General features: G+C 67.0%; 13 protein-coding genes and 4 pseudogenes. 6 read left to right on the plus strand and 11 right to left on the minus strand.

The features are described from left to right. Window positions 1-473: 473 nt before the first annotated feature. Both OG452_RS34785 and OG452_RS35570 read left to right on the plus strand, forming a co-directional pair. Window positions 474-929, plus strand: a complete 456-nt coding sequence (locus OG452_RS34785) for an alpha/beta hydrolase (protein ID WP_327293515.1) — start codon at window positions 474-476, stop codon at window positions 927-929. Window positions 930-1,073: 144 nt separating this feature from the next. Continuing rightward, the gene (locus OG452_RS35570; RefSeq protein ID WP_405565175.1) at window positions 1,074-1,232 is read left to right on the plus strand and encodes a hypothetical protein; all 159 of its coding nucleotides are present in this window, start codon (window positions 1,074-1,076) and stop codon (window positions 1,230-1,232) included. Here OG452_RS35570 and OG452_RS34795 read toward each other — a convergent pair. Both OG452_RS34795 and OG452_RS35575 read right to left on the minus strand, forming a co-directional pair. Then, window positions 1,217-1,789, minus strand: a pseudogene (locus OG452_RS34795) (TetR/AcrR family transcriptional regulator); the annotation flags it as partial. The gene OG452_RS35570 and the pseudogene OG452_RS34795 overlap by 16 nt on opposite strands. A gap of 256 nt (window positions 1,790-2,045) precedes the next feature. Then, window positions 2,046-3,111, minus strand: a pseudogene (locus tag OG452_RS35575) (IS630 family transposase). A gap of 59 nt (window positions 3,112-3,170) precedes the next feature. Here OG452_RS35575 and OG452_RS34810 point away from each other — a divergent pair. Then, window positions 3,171-3,305: pseudogene (locus tag OG452_RS34810) on the plus strand (NAD(P)-binding domain-containing protein); the annotation flags it as partial. Window positions 3,306-3,535: 230 nt separating this feature from the next. Continuing rightward, on the plus strand, window positions 3,536-3,838 hold the full coding sequence (locus OG452_RS34815) for a hypothetical protein (RefSeq protein ID WP_327293512.1): 303 nt from the start codon (window positions 3,536-3,538) through the stop codon (window positions 3,836-3,838). A 416-nt stretch (window positions 3,839-4,254) separates the two neighbouring features. Here the strand turns inward: OG452_RS34815 and cgtA are convergent. The 9 genes and pseudogenes from cgtA to OG452_RS34855 all read right to left on the minus strand — a co-directional run. Then, window positions 4,255-4,557: pseudogene (cgtA, locus tag OG452_RS34820) on the minus strand (Obg family GTPase CgtA); the annotation flags it as partial. Then, on the minus strand, window positions 4,479-4,652 hold the full coding sequence (locus tag OG452_RS35580) for a hypothetical protein (RefSeq protein ID WP_405559456.1): 174 nt from the start codon (window positions 4,650-4,652) through the stop codon (window positions 4,479-4,481). The gene OG452_RS35580 and the pseudogene cgtA, both read right to left, overlap by 79 nt. Window positions 4,653-4,706: 54 nt before the next feature. After that, complete coding sequence (locus tag OG452_RS34825; protein WP_327293511.1) at window positions 4,707-5,732, minus strand: MsnO8 family LLM class oxidoreductase; 1,026 nt, start codon at window positions 5,730-5,732, stop codon at window positions 4,707-4,709. 204 nt (window positions 5,733-5,936) lie between these two features. Next, complete coding sequence (locus tag OG452_RS34830; RefSeq protein WP_327293510.1) at window positions 5,937-7,421, minus strand: DHA2 family efflux MFS transporter permease subunit; 1,485 nt, start codon at window positions 7,419-7,421, stop codon at window positions 5,937-5,939. Between the two features lie 119 nt (window positions 7,422-7,540). Beyond that, on the minus strand, window positions 7,541-8,056 hold the full coding sequence (locus tag OG452_RS34835; protein ID WP_327293509.1) for a flavin reductase family protein: 516 nt from the start codon (window positions 8,054-8,056) through the stop codon (window positions 7,541-7,543). After that, complete coding sequence (locus OG452_RS34840) at window positions 8,053-9,393, minus strand: NtaA/DmoA family FMN-dependent monooxygenase (RefSeq protein ID WP_327293508.1); 1,341 nt, start codon at window positions 9,391-9,393, stop codon at window positions 8,053-8,055. Before OG452_RS34840 ends, OG452_RS34835 begins: the two co-directional genes overlap by 4 nt. A gap of 273 nt (window positions 9,394-9,666) precedes the next feature. Further along, window positions 9,667-9,963: a nitroreductase family protein gene (locus OG452_RS34845; protein WP_327293507.1), complete on the minus strand. Its 297-nt coding sequence runs from the start codon at window positions 9,961-9,963 to the stop codon at window positions 9,667-9,669. A gap of 335 nt (window positions 9,964-10,298) precedes the next feature. Next, window positions 10,299-11,036: an NADPH-dependent F420 reductase gene (locus OG452_RS34850; protein WP_327293506.1), complete on the minus strand. Its 738-nt coding sequence runs from the start codon at window positions 11,034-11,036 to the stop codon at window positions 10,299-10,301. Between the two features lie 80 nt (window positions 11,037-11,116). Next, window positions 11,117-11,710 carry a TetR/AcrR family transcriptional regulator gene (locus OG452_RS34855; RefSeq protein ID WP_327293505.1) on the minus strand — a complete coding sequence of 198 codons (594 nt, stop codon included), beginning with the start codon at window positions 11,708-11,710 and terminating at the stop codon, window positions 11,117-11,119. Between the two features lie 664 nt (window positions 11,711-12,374). Here OG452_RS34855 and OG452_RS34860 point away from each other — a divergent pair. Beyond that, window positions 12,375-13,691 carry a helix-turn-helix domain-containing protein gene (locus OG452_RS34860; RefSeq protein ID WP_327293504.1) on the plus strand — a complete coding sequence of 439 codons (1,317 nt, stop codon included), beginning with the start codon at window positions 12,375-12,377 and terminating at the stop codon, window positions 13,689-13,691. A gap of 3 nt (window positions 13,692-13,694) precedes the next feature. Continuing rightward, on the plus strand, window positions 13,695-14,285 hold the full coding sequence (locus OG452_RS34865) for a hypothetical protein (protein ID WP_327293503.1): 591 nt from the start codon (window positions 13,695-13,697) through the stop codon (window positions 14,283-14,285). Window positions 14,286-16,693 lie beyond the last annotated feature (2,408 nt).

A 16,693-nucleotide genomic window follows, 5' to 3' on the forward strand; every position in this document is an offset into this window, starting at 1 on the left:
AGCAAGGAGTTGCACCGCCTTGGAGCCCACCGAATCGACCGACCCGCAGTTTCCCCCCGCAGATTGGACCGGGATATCGGAGCGGGACCGTCTTGCCTTCGCCCATAGCTGCTCAGGTGATGAACCCTATGAACTAGGCGAGGATTCCCAGCATCAGCCGGGAATCCCTCGAGGGAAGATTCACGAGCACCGGCTCCGCGATTCCACCGTCTACGCCGGAGTCCCACACCGCTACTGGGTCTACGTTCCCGGCCAGTACGACGGCACCGCCGACGCCTCGCTGCTGGTCTTCCTGGACGGTGGTCAGATCTACCTCAGCCCGACAGTCAACACACCAGCCGTGCTGGACAACCTCATCGCAGCCGGCGACGTACCCGTCACGATCGCCGTCTTCGTCGATCCGGGCCCCAACGGGCCCGGCATGCCGGTGTACGGCGGATCCGACAACAGGAGCATGGAGTACGACTCGCTCGGTGGCGATTACGCGAGCTTCCTCCCTGCTCCCCGGCATCGAGCAGAGCTACCGCGTCACCGCCGAGCCCACGCGCCGCGGGATCTGCGGGATCAGCTCGGGCGGGATCTGCGCATTCACTGTGGCATGGGAGCGCCCCGACGCGTTCGGCAATGTCATCAGCCACTGCGGCAGTTTCACGAACATCCGAGGCGGTAACGCCTACCCGTCCCTGATCCGGCGAGGCGAAAAGAAGCCGTTGCGGGTGTTCCTTCAGACCGGACACAAAGACCTCAACATCGTGTTTGGCGACTGGGAGCTCGCCAACCGTGACATGGCCGAAGCCCTCCAGTATCGCGGCTATGACTACAAGCTGGAAGTCGGCCAGGGAGGGCACACACCCATGCATGGCGCCGCGATCCTCCCCGACACTCTCCGATGGCTCTGGCGCTCGCCGGGTCTCCCAAGATCTTCGTAGCCGGTGATCGCAGGGTCCGCTGGATTGTCAGTTGAGCAGGATGCGCTGGCGGGGGCGTCGGCGCCGACGACTACATGACCAAGCCGTTCTCCATGCGGGAACTCGCGCCGGGCCGCCGCCTCGGAACGGCCCAAGTACGGGGCCCTGAAGGTGATGCGGCACGCCGACGGGGCCGCGCCGCGGTTCGGGTCGCGTCGCCCCTACCGGATCGTCGGCAGCAAGGGGTTGTGGGCGAGTGCCGAGGGTAGGGGGCCGGTGCCGGTGCCGGTGGCGCACATGCCGTCGAAGGTGAGCCGCAGGTAGCGCCGCCAGGCCGCCGGATCGGCAGCCAGCAAGGGTGCGGCGGTGTAGTACACGCCGCAGATCAGTAGCATCACGTCCTGCCCGTTCAGGTCCGCGCGGAGTGAGCCGTCGCGTTGCGCCCGCCGCGCCAGTGACTCGGCTGTTGCGATCAGTTGCTCCTGTCCGGCCTGTATCTCCGGGTGCCGGACATCCGACACCATACGTAGGGCCTCCGCGAGTGCCCGGTTGTTTGCGTAGAGATCGACGCCCGCGCTCATGAACTGCAGCAGGGCGGTGTCGGCGTCGGCCTGCTCGGCCTGCTGGCGGCCCACTGTCACCAGCCCGTCGATTTCCTCGCTGATGATCGCGGCGAACAGGTCCTCCTTTGTGGGGAAATGCCGGAAGACGGTTCCCTTCCCGATACCCGCCCGTGCCGCGATCTGCGCGATGGACCCTTCCGCGCCGTGCTCGGCGAACACCTCCGCGGCAGCCTTCAACAGCGCCTTACGCGTCCGCACCGCGTCGGCCCTCATCCGTCGCGCAGGCGGCACTGCAACAGCTTCTTCTTCAGTGCTCATGGGCCCATTCTACGCAACATGACCGAGCGGTCCGGTTAGGTGGTACGGTATTTAAAGTGACCAGTCGGTCCGGTTACGGTTCGTGGCTGTGGTCGGTCCGGCATTTCCTCATCCCATTGGAGAACAGAGCACCATGAGCAAGACACTCGGCATCATCGGCAGTGGCAATATCGGCGGCACCTTGGCCCGCCTTGCTGTCGCCGCAGGGCCTGGACGTCGTCCTACTGAGGTTGAACTCGGGATGTCGTGCTGCTGGTCAGGCGGGTCGGATGGTCAGGCCGGTCTCGGTGAGGCAGCCGTCGATGAGGTGGCTGTGGTACTGGATGTGTCGCAGGCCGCGCCGGACGGTCTGGACGAGGTGTTCGGGGTGCTGAAGGCGACGTTCGAGAGCCATCCACGCCGTAGAAGTGACCAGATGCCTTCGACGGGATTGAGGTCGGGGGCATAGGGCGGCAGGTAGTGGATGGTCAGCCAGTCGCGGGATTCGGCGAACTCCCGCAGACCTGCGGCTTTGTGGACGTTGAGGTTGTCCCAGACGAGGACGATGGGGCCGTCGAGCTGTTGGTGGGCGGCGATCAGCAGGTCCCGGTAGTCGCGCCAGGAGAAGCTTTTGCGCCCGTCACGGTTGCCGTCATCGCGGCGGGGTCGGTAGATCAGCCTCGACCGGTGGCCGGGCTTGTAGCAGGTCAGCGCGGCAATGGAGAGCCTTCTGCGGGAACGGCCGCGGACCCGGACCACCGGGGTGCGGCCTCGTGGTGACCACGTCTTGGCGTGCGGCGGCGTCATGGAGAAGCCGGCTTCGTCCTCGAAGACCAGCCAGGCTCCACGGGCCGCCGCTAACCTTCCGCGCGGGGCCACACCTCCTTGACCCACCCCGCGACCGCATCATCGTCCCGCTCCATCGCTCTGCGGGCCGGGACCTGGCAGGACCAGCCGTTACGCACCAGCAGCTTGCGTATGCCCTGGATCGTGTACGTCAGGTGGAAGCGCCGGCCGATCAACGTCTTCACGCGGCTCAGCGTCCAACGCTGGTCCTCCCAGCCATGCGCGGCCGGCCCTTTGGCCAGCTCCGCCTCCAGCTGAGCGAACTGCTGATCACTCAGTCTTGGCAGCGACGCAGGCCCCTGAGACCGCAGGGATCGCGGGCCGCCCTCGGCCCACGCGTGACGCCATCGCTGGACCGAGCGGACACTGACCCGCAGATCTCTGGCGATCGCCGTACTGCCCTCGCCCCGGGCGAACCGCTCAGCCGCCTGAAGCCGTAACTCTTCGCGAAAATGCTGCCGTTCGGCGGTCAGCCCGCCCCCTTGTGGATACCGCATGCCTTCGGTGATACCGCAGCCACCGGCCAGCCGTCACCCCCTACGACACCACGCGTTCAATCTCAGTAAGCAACTCCCGCGGCCCCGAGTCCCTCGCGGATCTCGTCGCCGAACTCGGCCCCCGCGCCCGGGCTGCCACTCCCGCCGAGGCCGCCGAGGCCGGGGACCTGGTGGTGTCCATCCCGCTGAGCGCCTACGAGAAGATCCCGGCAGGGCCGCTGGCGGGCAAGATCGTGATCGATACGCTGAACTACTACCCGGAGCGCGACGGCCGCATCGCCGAGCTGGACGCGAACGAGCTGACGAGCAGCGAGCTGGTGCAGCGCCACCTGGTCGACTCCCGTGTCGTCAAGGCGGCCAGCAACATCGTCTACAGTCAGCTGTTCAGCCTTGCCCGCTCCTCGGGTGCGCCGGAGGCAGTGCCATGCCGATCGCCGGCGATGATGCCGCCGCCAAGGCGGAGGTTGTGGAGTTGCTCGACATCCTCGGCTACGACGCGGTGGACATCGGCGCGCTCGCCGACAGCTGGCGCAGCGAACCTGGCACGCTCGTCTACTGCAAGCCCTACTACGGGGAAGTGCCCAAGGGTATGAGCGGGGACAAGGCGATGGGATGGATCTTTCGGACCCCGGGCGTTCCGATGCCTGCCGACCGCGTGAGGGAACTGACCGCCACGGTTGTTCGGGGTCCCGCGGGCGGCAGCTTCTCGGTCGACGCCTGGGTCTGAGTGCAGAGCATCGCGGAAGAAGAGGTGGAACCGGAATTCTGACCAGGTCAGGACACCGACCCGCCGCGGTGGTTCGGGCCTGCAGCGGGGAGACGGGCGTCGGCGGCTGCCCGCTCGGCTGCGACTGCTGCGGCTGAGTCGACACCTGCACGAGACAGAGAGACCCCGGCCGTCACATGGCCGGGGTCCTCTGCTGTCCAAGATCATGGTTTGACTGGCATCACCATCCGCCTGGCCGTCCCCCGCACTGACGCGTGAGACGACTACCGGTCAGAGCGGGCTGTGCATGTCCTGCTGGCTGCGCGAGAGCGAGCCGGACCTCCGGCTCTGTGAGGGCGACGTCTGCCGGCATGTGGTCCGCAGGAATGAAGCCTCGCCGTGGTGTCCCAGATGTCCCGATCGCCGGAGGCCAGACGCTAGAACGGCTCGAAGTCGTCGTACTCCTGCTGCGACTCGTCCCGCTCCGCCTGCCGGTCCCGGCGCCGCTGCGCCGCCGGTCGCGGCGCCTCCATACGGTGGTCCTCGCCACGCCGACCGAGCATCTCGGCCCCCGCCATCATCGTCGGCTCCCAGTCGAAGACGACCGCGTTGTCCTCGGGACCGATCGCGACGCCGTCACCGTGCCTGGCACCCGTCTTCATCAGCTCGTCCTCGACACCGAGACGGCTGAGCCGATTGGCGAGGTAGCCGAGCCGCCGTTGCCACCGTCCTGGCCGCTGAGCGGCTTGAACTTCTCCCGGTGAACGGAGGCACAGCCGTGGCCCCCGTTACCCGCGGCGACGTGAATTTCGACGCGGACCACGAAGGTGATCATGGTTCAGTGCCGCCAGAAACGTACGGGACTACTGGGATGCGGAACGATGGCCCGTCAGTTGCGGGCGGGGGTGAGATCGAGGGCCTCGGCGAGCAGGGTCCGAGCGTGTGTCCGGGCTGCGGGGTCCGCGATGATGTCCTGGACCATGACTTCGTCGACGCCGGTGGCCTTGGCCATCTGCTCCAGCTGGTCCCGCACGGTCCCCGGGCTGCCGGCGAGCTGCAGGGGCCAGCGGCCGTCCGTGATGACGGTGGGGGCGTCCTTCTGCGTCTGGGTGAGTTCCCGTTCGGCCTCCTTAACGGTGGGGACCTGGGCGGCGGCGCCCTGGCGGCCCAGGCGTGCCATGAGGGCGGTCCTGGTCCAGTTGAGCCGCCGCGCCTCGGCGTCGGTGTCGGCCACCACGGCGCTGACCGACAGGATTCCGTGCCCGCTGGTCGGCCCGTGGGCCGCAGGCGCGGTGAACGCGCCGTGGCGGAGCAGAGCGCGTTCGGCGCCGGCAGGGTTGATGAAGCCCGCGAAGGCGTAGCCGAGTCCGAGTTCACCGGCCATGCGGGCGCTGCTGCCCGAGGAGCCGAGGATCCACACCTCCGGCCGGGTGACTGTGCCTGCGGCTGGGTTCAGGCGCGCGAAGGGGTGGTCGGCGGGGAAGCCGCCGTGCAGGTGGGCGAGGACCTCCTGGACCTGTTCGGCGAAGTCGTCGGCGGGCGGTGCGTCGCGGTCGCGGCACAGGGCGAGGTCGACGACGGGTCCCGCGGTGGCGCGGCCGAGGCCGAGGTCGATGCGGCCCGGGGCGACGGCTTCGAGCTGGAGGAAGGTCTCGGTGACCTTGTAGGGGCTGTAGTGGTTGAGCAGGACCGCGCCGGAGCCGACCCGGATGCGTGAAGTCGCGCTGCCCGCAAGGGCGATGAGGATCTCGGGCGCGGTGGAGGCGGTGCTGGCTGAGTCGTGGTGCTCGGCGTACCAGATGCGGTGGTAACCGAGGTCCTCCGCCTGCTGCGCGGCCTTGACCGAGTCCTTGAGGGCTTGGGTCTTGTCGCTGCCGGGAGTGACGGTGGAGAGCTCGACGAGAGAGAGTTTCATGGTCTTTCGATCCCTGCTGCCGGCTCTGCTGGAGGGCCGGCGGGAGACGTGTTCGGGGAAGGTTGAAGGGTGCGTGAGGGGTTCGGGCAGCGCGGCGCACCGGTGGCGGTGCTCGACCGGACGCTGCTGATTGCGGACCACCGGAACACCGGCGCCAGGATCGAGCGATACCTGGGCGCCGGTGGTCCGGTGGGCATCCCCGGCTCAGTCCCGTCGAGCGGGCTGCTTGGCCTTGCCGACAAAGACGGTTCCGATGATGGCGAGGCAGGCGACGACCGCCGCCGTCGTGAAGGCGGCCTGCGCTGCCGAGACGGACTGGGCCAGGTTCAGCGTTCCGGCGTCCTGTGCGTGCGACCCGATGGTGTAGGCCGAGACCAGGATCGCGCCGCCCGCGGCGCCTGCCAACTGCTGGACGGTGTTGAACGCCGCGCTGCCGTGCGGGTAGAGCTCGGTACGCAGCGAGGCCAGTGCGGACGTCGTCATCGGCGCCCACATGAGGGCCTGGCCGACGATCATGATGAGGTAGGCGATCAGGAGTGTCGTGGTACTGGTGCCCGCGTCGACTCGGCTTAGGAACCACAGGGCGGCCGTCCAGATGATTGCTCCGGGAATCGCCAGGGGACGCGGCCCGACGCGGTCGTAGAGCCGCCCGCCGAGGGCTGAGACCACGGAGACCACCACTCCGCCGGGGAGCATGAAGAAGCCGATCTCCATGGTGCTCAGTCCGGACACGTGGGCGAGGATCAGCGGCAGGACCATCGGCACGCCGAACCCGATCAGCGGGACGACGACCATGACCAGCTGCGGCACGGTGAACGAGCTGGTTCGGAAGATCCTCATGTCGAGGAACGCGGCATCGGTGCGCTGCAGGACGATCTGCCGGCGGACGAACGCCGCGATGAAGAGGACCCCGGCCACCATGGGGAGGTAAGGCGGGATGGGCGCGTGGCCGGAGGCCGACTCACCGATCGTGGCCAGACCGTAGATGAGCGCGCCGAACCCGACGGCGGACAGGATGAGCGACAGCACATCCAGCGTGGTCGGTTCGGGCGTGGTGATGTTGCGCAGCTTGGCGGCTCCCAGTACCAGTCCGGCCAGGGCGACGGGCAGGACGAGGATGAACAGCCACCGCCAGCTGAGCTGGGAGACGATGATTCCGGAGAGCGCGGGTCCGACCGCGGGCGCCACCGCGCCCACGGCGGTGACCAGCGCCATCATCCGGCCCCGGCGGCCTTGGGGAACCAGGCGCATCACTGTGGCCATGAGGAGCGGCATCAGGGAGGCCGTGCCCACTGCCTGGATAATGCGACCGGTGAACAGCACGCCGAACCCCGGAGCGACGGCGGCGATCACGGTACCGGCGGTGAACAGCGACATCGAGGTGATGAAGATCGTGCGGAGGTTGAACCGACGCATGACGAAGCCGGTGGCGGGGATGAGGACGGCCAGTGTCAGGAGATAGCCCGTCGTGAGCCACTGTCCCGTGCTCGGCGTGATGTCGAGCTCGTCGATCAGCGTGGGCAGCGCCACGCCCACCAGCAGTTCGTTCAGCAGGGCGATGAACGTGGAGAGGGTCAGTACCCAGATGATGAGGGAGTCCCGAGCTGGCAGCTTGTCACCGGCGCGGTGGGAGGGCGGTGGGCTGACGGCGTCCGGAGCGGCGTGCGTAGACGTTTCGTTGAGGGACACGTGCGTGATCTCTTTCGCGCTGTGGCAGGCAAGCAGGCAGGGGCTGGTGACTGCGGTGGCCCGCCGGTGGGTTGGGGAACGGGGCCGGGGGAGTGGCCCGAGGGGAAGTGGCCGCAGCGTCAGGAAGCGAGCGGTGTGTGGGTGCCGAAGGAGCGTTGGTGGTAGGTGAGAGGCCTGAGAATTCCCAGGTCGCCCTCACCCTGTTCGGCGGCGTGGACGTGGGCGAGCAGGACGGTGTGGTCTCCGGCACCGACGTAGTCGTCGACCTCGGCGGCGATCCATGCCGCCGAGCCCAGCAGGCGGGGCAGTTCCTGGCTCGGTGACCAGGTCACGCCGTCGAACTTGTCCGGTCCTGAGCGGGCAAAGACGCCGGCGAGGTCGGCCTGGTGGGCGCCCAGGACGTTGAGGCCGAAGCGGCCGGTGCGGCGGATGATCGTTAGCAGCTGGGAGCGGTTGTCCAGGGACGTCAGCATCATCGGGGGCGTCAGGGACAGTGAGGCGAAGGCGCCGACCGTGGTGCCGTGCGGGCGGTGGCCGTCCATGGCGGTGACCACGGCGACGGGGGAGGCGACGGTGGCCATGGCGTCACGGAACGCCTGGAAGGTGACGCTGTCGGGGACGTGGATGGCGGTCATGACCGGGGTGTTTCCGCGACGCGGGGATCGAGGCCGTACTGGGCGCGGGCCCCGAGGTTCTCGCGCAGGGTGCCGCCCTCGTAGTCGTGGTGGAACAGGCCGCGTTCCTGCAGGAGCGGCACGACCTGGTCGACGAAGGCGTCGACGCCGTCGTGGTAGCCGTCGATAGCCAGCGAGAAGCCGTCGCAGGCGCCCGCCTCGAACCATTCCTGCATGTGGTCGGCCACGTCGGCGGCGGTGCCGGCGACGACCGGGTGGTAGTCGATGACGCCGTGCGCCAGGACGTCCCGCAGACTCCAGCCCTCCCGTGCCACTTCGAGGGCGCGGGCGGAGCGTGCGTCCTGCGGACTGGGTACGGCGTCGGCCAACTGGCTTGCGGTCAGCGGCTCGCCGAGCTGCTCGTGGCTCAGCGGCAGGCCGATCATGGCGCCGAGATAACGCACGCGCTGGCGCAGGTCGACGGACTCGTCCAGGAAGCGCCGCCGGTCCAGGGCGGCGGCGCGGGAGGAGGCGATGGTCGGCATGAAGCCGGCGAACATCTTCACCTCGTCCGGGTCGCGCCCGGCCCGCTTGGCTGCGTCCCGCAGGGCCCCCCGCTGGGCGATGGCGTCGTCGATCGTCATCGGGTTGGCGTACACGCCGCCGGCGTACCGGCCCGCGAGCTCCAGGCCGTAACTGCCGCCGCCCGCCTGGAAGATGACCGGCTGGCCCTGCTCGGACGGTGGGATGGGCAGCGGACCGCGGGAGGCGACGTGGCGGCCCTGCAGGTTGACCGGCTGGATCTTGCCCATGTCGGCGAACCGCTTGCCCTCGACGTCGAGGACCCAGGCGTCCTTCTCCCAGCTGCCCCACAGTGCCTGCACGATCTGAACGAACTCGTGGGCCCGCTCGTACTTCTCCGCACGGGGCGGGACCGGAGAGCCGAAGTTCGCCGCAGCCGCCGGGTGGGAGGTGGTGACCGCGTTCCATCCGGCCCGGCCGTGGCTGATCACATCCAGGGCCTTGAACTGGCGGGCGAGATTGAAGGGCTCGCTGAAAGTGGTGGAGCCGGTGGCCACCAGGCCGATCCGCTCGGTCTCACGGGCGATGACGGTGAGGACGAGGAGGGGGTCGATGGGGTGGTGTGGGTGCTCGTTCTCCAGGTCCACGTCCAGGACCGGGGTGTCCGCGATGAAGAGCAGCTGGACCTTGCCGCGCTCGGCGGCCTGCGCGTAACGCACGAACTGGTCCATGTCCGTGTAGCTGGACAGGTTGGCCCCGGGCAGCCGCCATGCCCCGGGCTCGGATCCGTAGCCGCTGGTGAACTGCATGGCCAGCAGCATCTGAGGGGTTGTCATAGCCGTCTCTCCAGACGAGGCGAAAAAAACGGAGAGTACATCCGTTTACTCTCTCGACAATACGGAGGCTACCTCCGTATTGCAAATGGGTCGGGTCCGGAGGGAGGGGAGGGGGCGCGGGCGCCTGAGACGGCGGGCGCGAACCCGCGGCGGAAACACCAGGAACCACGCAGCTCCCCCACTGCGCGAGGCGCGGCGGAAAGCAAGGGCTGCCCGGGTGGGGGAACTGCGTGGTGATGTGGCCGTGACGTCAGTTCAGTGCGAGAGGAAGAGCTACTGCCCGGCCAGGACGCCAGGGGTGCCGTGCACGACCACGCTCTGCTCGAGCGGGACGCGCCCCATGCGGAAGCTGTTTGCCGGTGCGGTCACGTCGGCTGTGCCGAAGGAGATGCCGAACAGCAGCTTGAGCTCCTTCGAAACACCCAGGTGCTCGCGGATGGTGTCGGCGTAGAACCCGAGCGCGGTCTGGGGGATGCCGTCCAACCCCCGGGTCGCCAGCGCGAGCAGGAAGTTCTGCGCGTACATCCCGATGTCACCGGCCGGCCGTACCCCGTCGCCGAATGTCGGCATGAACAGGAGGGCGATGTGGGGAGCGGAATACCAGGTTCTCGCGGGCTGCGGCCTTCCTGCCCTGCCGGTCCGAGCGCGGTATTCCTCTCTGCGGTACTTACTCCCCGCCGTAGCGGTTCGGGTCTGCCGAGCGGGGTGGCGACAGGGGTGTGGCGTGGAACGAGGCGGTCGGCATGAAGACGGCACAGGACGTGCCACCGCCCTCTCCAATCGGGGCGCTTGGCAAGCGGGTCGTGCCGGAGCTGTACGCCGCAACAGGGGGTGTGTGTTCTTTGCGTCCGTGACGCCGCCGCCTGCGTATTGGCCCGAATACGTAGGCGGCGGCGCCGGGCGGGTCAGCGGTGGGCGGCGCGGTTCATCTCGACGACATCATCGACGGTGGGGTTGGCGGGGAGGGCGGCGAAGCGCTCCGGCAGGCTGTTGCGGACGCGGACGTCCTTGGCGCGGTCGGCCGCGGCCAGGGCTGCCGGCAGGGTGTCGAGGGTCAGTTCGGTGCAGTAGGCGGGGCTGTTCGGCTGCTGGCGCCAGGAATCGGCCAGCGTGCCGGCGTCGTAGGGGTCGAAGCCGGTGTCGTCCACGAGCTGCATGGCCACACGCCGCGCCTCCTCGGAGTCGCCGGCGACGGGGATGGCGATGCGGCCCGGGGTGCCTGCCGGGACACCCTTGGCCTGCTGGGTCCCGGCCAGGGCGGCGTTCCACGCCTTGACCACGGGGCGGCCCAGCTGCTCGGCGTTCCACACGCTCTCGACCTGGCCGTTGTCGACAGCCTCGATCGGCTCACTGAGTGTGCCCGGGTAGTAGTTCGAGGTGTCGATGACGACCGTCTCGTCCTGGACCGTGGCGAACAGGTCGGCCAGCTTCCCCGCCACCCCGAAGGGGATGGCCAGGATGATGACGTCGCGGCCCTGGACGGCGTCGGCGAGGTCCGCTGCGCGGGCCCCGGACTCCAGGACCTCGGCCCGGACGGCCTCGGGGCCGCGAGCATCGGCGATCTGGACGTCGTGACCGACCGTGCTGAGCTTGGCAGCGAGGTTTCCGCCGATGGCGCCAGCGCCTATAACAGTAATTTTCATAATTTGTCCCTTGGGAGGTTGTGCTGCCCCAGGGCAGCGGGGTGTGATGGTTGGGTGGTGGGAGCGGGGCTTGCGGCGGTCTACGGCTGATTGTTCCTCCGGCGGTAGCCGCTCGCGATGAGTGTGCGGAGGCGGTCGAGTGATTCCTCGTCGATGCCGTTTCCCTTGATCCAGGCAGTGGAACAGGCTGCGAGGAACAGGTCGTAGCCCCTCACGCCCGCGCGCACGTACCCTGCGCTCTGCGCGGCTTTCACGTGCTCGTCGGTGGCGGTGATGAGAATGCCGCAGGGAATCGTGAGCGGATTGTCCGGCTCCTGTGCCCGGGCCGCAGCCATGAGCGGTTCCGGCAGCCCGCTGAAGGCGCTGAAATAGTCTTCCATCGCCCGCAGCCACTGCTCCAATGCCTCGGTCGGGTCGCCGAGTTGCTCGATGTCCGCCTGGCGGGCCACCAACTCCTCGGAGCGCGTCTGCAGCACGGCCGCAAGCAGCGCCTCCCGCGTGGGGAAGTGCCGGTACAGAGTGCCGGGCCCAACCCCCGCATCTTTGGCCACCGCCTCGAGCGAGGTGCCGACCCCGTGCTGCAGGAAGTGACGCTGCGCGGTCTCCAGGAGGGCGGCGCGGTTGCGCTGGACGTCCGCACGGGGCTTGCGGCCCCGCTGTTCACTGGCGCTCATGCGCCCTCCCCGGTCAGGTGATCTTGCGGCCGCATCAAAACGGATGCTGCCTCCGTACTCATTCGAGAGTAAAGCGGAGGGTGCATCCGGTCAAATGAGTGCGGTCGGACGGGGCCCGGGATGCCAAGCCGGGGGGCGTGGCCCCCCCCCGGCGGTGATGCCCTCGTCGAACTCTGCGGTCTCGCAGGCCGCCGAGCCCGGCAGGCGGGGCGTGCCCTCGCTTGGCGACCAAGAGACGCCACCGGACTTGTCCGGGTTGAGCGGGCGAAGGGCGTGGTGGGGGCGGCCTCGTGTGCGCGGCTCCGGGATTTGATACGTACCTCGACGGGGTAGCCGGCCCGCCAGGCTTCGCGGCCTCAGTGGGCCTGCTGGTGGTGCGATCATGGCGGCGCGAATCACATCTCGCTCTGCCCGTCGCTTCGCACCGATCATCGCCCAGTCAGGGCCACCGATGACCGCTCGGACCGACACGGCCGGTCCGGCCTTCCGTCGCCCCGCTGCCCACCCGATGAGCGGACGTCAGGCCGGGCAGGGGGGTCCTCACGGTGGCCCGGGCAACAGGCCGAGCCTTGTCCCGCTAGGGCGTCTGACAGGAAACCAGCCTAAAAAATGTAAATACTGGATTGTGTATGCGGAAAGCGCATTCCTGACGTAGTATGAGGTCATGCTGATGAGTACCGAGGAAACCCTCAGGGTGACGGTGACCGCACTCGCGCACCGCACCGGCGAGCAGCAGTCCGCACTGGCAGCCGCCCTGGGACTGACACAAAGTCAGGTCAGCCGCAGACAGAGCGGAAAAGCCGCATGGACTCTCACGGACTGCGACCGCCTCGCCGCTCACTGGGGGATGCCCGTACTGGACCTCCTCGCCGGTCCCACCCACGCCCTGGCGAAGCTGCCCGCCGACCGCATCGCGAACGCCGGGCAACGAACCCCCGCCCCCCTCGACCTCCCCAAACCGGCCGCAACACCCACCCCGGCCCCCTCGGAGCCGGAGAACGCCGCGCCGCCAGCCTCGAAGCAGGCGGCCGCGCCCACGGGCCCGCTCGCAGACCTGGTCCAGGAACGAGTCGAGGAGGAACTAGCAGCGCACAAAGGGGACTTGGCGACCGCGCGGGCCGCGCTCATCAAGACCGCGGTCCCAGACGTGATGGCACTGTTCGCCGCCTCCAGGGTCGGCGGCCGATACGAACACTCGGAGTTCCCGCCCACAGCTGCCATCCTCAAGAAAGCATCACAGAAAGGCGCCGACCAGATCTGGGAAGGCCGCCCGAAATGGCGCTCCGAAGAATTGCACCGCGCCGCCCGCGCCGGACACGTCACCCTCAACGTAACCGCCCTGGACATGAACGCGGCCTACCTCAGCGCACTGAAGACATGGCTCCCGATCGGGAAATTGGTCCACTCCGAGGGCGACTACCACGACGCCAAGCGCTCCGGCGTCCACCGTGTCACCCCGGCCATCTGGGAGGAACCAGACCTCCCCTCGCCGCTCGGCGCACGGAAAGAACCGGGAGACTTGTGGGTCACCGAACCCACGCTCCGCCTTCTACTGCGCTGCGCGAAACTCGGCTACTGCCAGGCACCCGTCATCCACGAATCATGGACATCCGGAGCCTCCGAAGGGCTACTGGAAAAAATGCGCCGCACTCTCGCCGAAGTACGCAAAAACGCCATTTCAAAAAATGACGAAGTGACCCTAGAGTACGTGAAATCAATGTATTCTAAGTTCGTGTCAACTATCGGGGAAAGCAGCGCGAACCGGGAAATCCGACGCCCTGACTGGATGCACACTATTCGCTCGCAAGCTTTCGCCAACCTGTGGCTGAAAGCGCATAAAGCACACACCTCAGGTTTGACAGTCGTGCAGATGTCGGGAACCGACGAACTGCACGTCACAGGGGACTGGCAATCGGTGTTCCTGGAGGGCCGTGATCTGTCCCAGGTCAAGGCGAAGACCACCTACACGCTGGGGGAGTAGACCATGGCCGGCGGAGCTACCGACCTATGGGGCGAGTGGCAGAAACACGGCGCCCAAGGCATCAGCGGCGCCCAGGCACTCGCGGGCGAGCTCGACCGCATCGCCCGGGAGAGCAGCATTGCTTCGCCCGTAACAACCCACCGAGGGCTCTCCGCCCGCCTGCGCTACCTCAACACCCGCCCCGGCCGCGAAGTCTTGCGAGAGCACGGAATCTCGACCCGCCTGCTGCGCTCCTGGGAGCGCGGGACACGCCCCAGCCGACCCAAGTTGGAAGCCATCAACCTGGCCTATCAGGAACGCCGCCGTGACAACCTCGTCCGTTCGGGCGCACTGAAGCGCCTACTGGACAACGGAAGCCGCGGCCGCAGGATCGAGATCTACCCCGTCGACCAGACGGCTGTGGATGAGCGGTATCGCCGACCGAACGTCAGTGAGCGCTCGGTGCAGGCACGGTACGTCTGGGACGACATGATCGATGCCTGGGCCCAGAACGACACGGACACCCTGGACGAAATCTGGGATGACATCATTACCGACCTCGACTCTGACTATGCGGCATACGCATACGTCGGTTCCATTGGAATCGGCGCATGAATCCGGAAACGACTAGTATCGATTTTTGATCGGCCGACTATCTGCTCCACGAAGGACACGCCATACACGGTGTCCTGGAAGGCGAACCAACGGCCAACCGCAAGGCCCTCTCTGACCATGTGTTCCGTTCAAATCAACGGCACTTACGGGCTGCTGAAGCGTCTGCCCGCCCAGAACCCTTATGGAGATGTAGTGGGCGCTAATCTCCGCCTTCCTGGGCTTAATACGCAGTGATTCAGGAGTGGTCTATCTCTGCTAGGTCGTCCTAGCAGAGATAGACTCCCAGCGGTCTAATTTGTTGCCATGTGAAAATTCTGATAGGCTCTCAAATCTCCTTTGGAGAGCAAGGGTTGACAACCGGTCAAAAGAGGACACCTCTCTATCTTGTAGCCAGCCATGAAATGCGCGGAGCGGATTTCATACCGGAAATCGCGGAGCGATTTCCGGAAGGCCGAAATTGCGGAGCAATTCGTGCCGCAGCCAACGAAGTTGGCTGTACCGGTGGCGAAGCCATGCGGCTAGCCACGCGGAGCGCGGCAGGGTCACCGCCGCGTAGCGGCGGCGCGTCATGTCTGCGGAAGGTGGGCGCGCGCGCGCGCGCGCGCGCGCGCGCACGCGCGCGCGCACACACACGCGCACGCGCGCGCGCGCTCTACTCCACAGACACGACGCGCCGCCGCCGCGGCGGTGACCCCGCGCTCCGCGCGCTTCGCCACCAGCAGCCAACTTCGTTGGCTGCGGCTTTTCGCAATCCGCGATTGTATGAAAATCCGCTCCGCGCGTTATTTAAATAAATGATCCTCTTTGACCGGTTAATCGAGCTGAGAGCCTATCAGAAACCGCATGGTATTAAAATTAGACCGCTGAAATCTGGCGACCCAGAGATAGACCACTCTGAATCGCCGTGATGGTGCGCCCTGCGGCGGGCGGAACAGCAGGGAACTGCCGTTGTGCCCGGAACGCAGAGAAGAGCCTTGTTTCCAGGACACCGTGTATGGCGTGGTCACTGGTGGAGCAAGCCGATCCGCCGATGCGCCGACCCGATGGGGCCGACATGCCGCCTTCTTGCCGGTGAAGTCGAGGTGTCGGTCGTCGGAATGTCCGTACGGAAAAAAGTCATGTCGTTGGGCGTAGCGCAACGTTCGGTCGGCAATCCACAGGCGAGGCCCTGCGGCCACGAAGCCGCTCGGCAGACGAGGCGGCGGCGTTCCTGATAGGCCAGGTTGACAGTAAGCAATTGGGGTCGGGGCCCGTGCTTCTCAAAACTTCGTGCGGAGCAGCGCAGGCGGGTGAATTTATTACAGGCGAGCAATCTTGCTCTCTGGGGCGATGGACAGGCTCTTGCAGATGCCTGAACCGCTGATGCCTTGTTTTCGTCTTCTGCTGCTGCGCCTCCGTCAGTGGCTCAGGCATGGGTACCTGCAGCCGTGTGGTGTTCTTCCTTTGACCCTTGGGACGGTGCGACACCTCCAGGCACCCGGTGCCCGTTACCTCAGCCTGTGGGACCTAATCAGTTGGTATCCGTGCTCAAGCCCCAGTCTTTCTGCTGCTTTCAGACACGTTGGCCCCGACAGTATGTGCATCCCATTCAAATCGTTCCCAGTTGCCTTTGCTTTCCCCATGGCCTGACAGGGCTCCATTGATTTCGTACTCTGAGATAACAAATGACGTTTTGCATCGCCCTAGGTGTGTCTGCCTCGTTTAAATGGACAGTCACTGGCAGCAACCGAGTTTCAGCGCAGTAGAGCAGACGTGACGGTTCTTCCGACGTTCCGCGGCGGGGTGACGTGGACGCCAGCGTAGTCGGCCTCAATCGCTCAGTAGGCCGTTCATGTCCCGGGAACGTGGGCACCATTCCCGTTCGGTCGTCGCCTTTGCCGTGCTGCCGAGTTGTTGTGGGGGCGAGGGCTCCCGGTGTTCATCGACGCTGCTGGGCGACGTGCCTCGTCTTGGGACCGCGATGGCGGGCGGCCACCTCCTCGACTCGTTCCTGGACGGTACTTCGGCGCGTTAGTGTTGCGGTCGGCGTCGGCAGGCAGCAGGGCGCGGGTGGGGCGGCGGGGTCGGCATCCCCGGTGAGCGGCGGGCGTGCGTCGGTCCATGCGGCTTTTCCGCTCTGTCTGCGGCCTGACGTGTTGTCCCAGGGCGCAGCTGCTCGCCCGTGAGGGCTCGGCCGCCATCGGCATGACCTCATGCCTACGTCGGGGCTCTCACGCCGCATTTTTAGGCTGATTTCCTGTCAGGTAGCGAGACCGACGCCCCGTGAAGGACCCCTGCCCGGCCTGACGCGTCCGCTCATCGGAGTGGGCAGCGGGGCGACGGAAGGCCGGGCCGGCCGTGTCACCGGCCTCGACAGGTGACTAGCAACATTTCAGGCGAGCAGATATTGTTCATGTCCTGTTACGAGT

This window comes from Streptomyces sp. NBC_01197 (genome assembly GCF_036010505.1).
Lineage (GTDB): Bacteria > Actinomycetota > Actinomycetes > Streptomycetales > Streptomycetaceae > Streptomyces.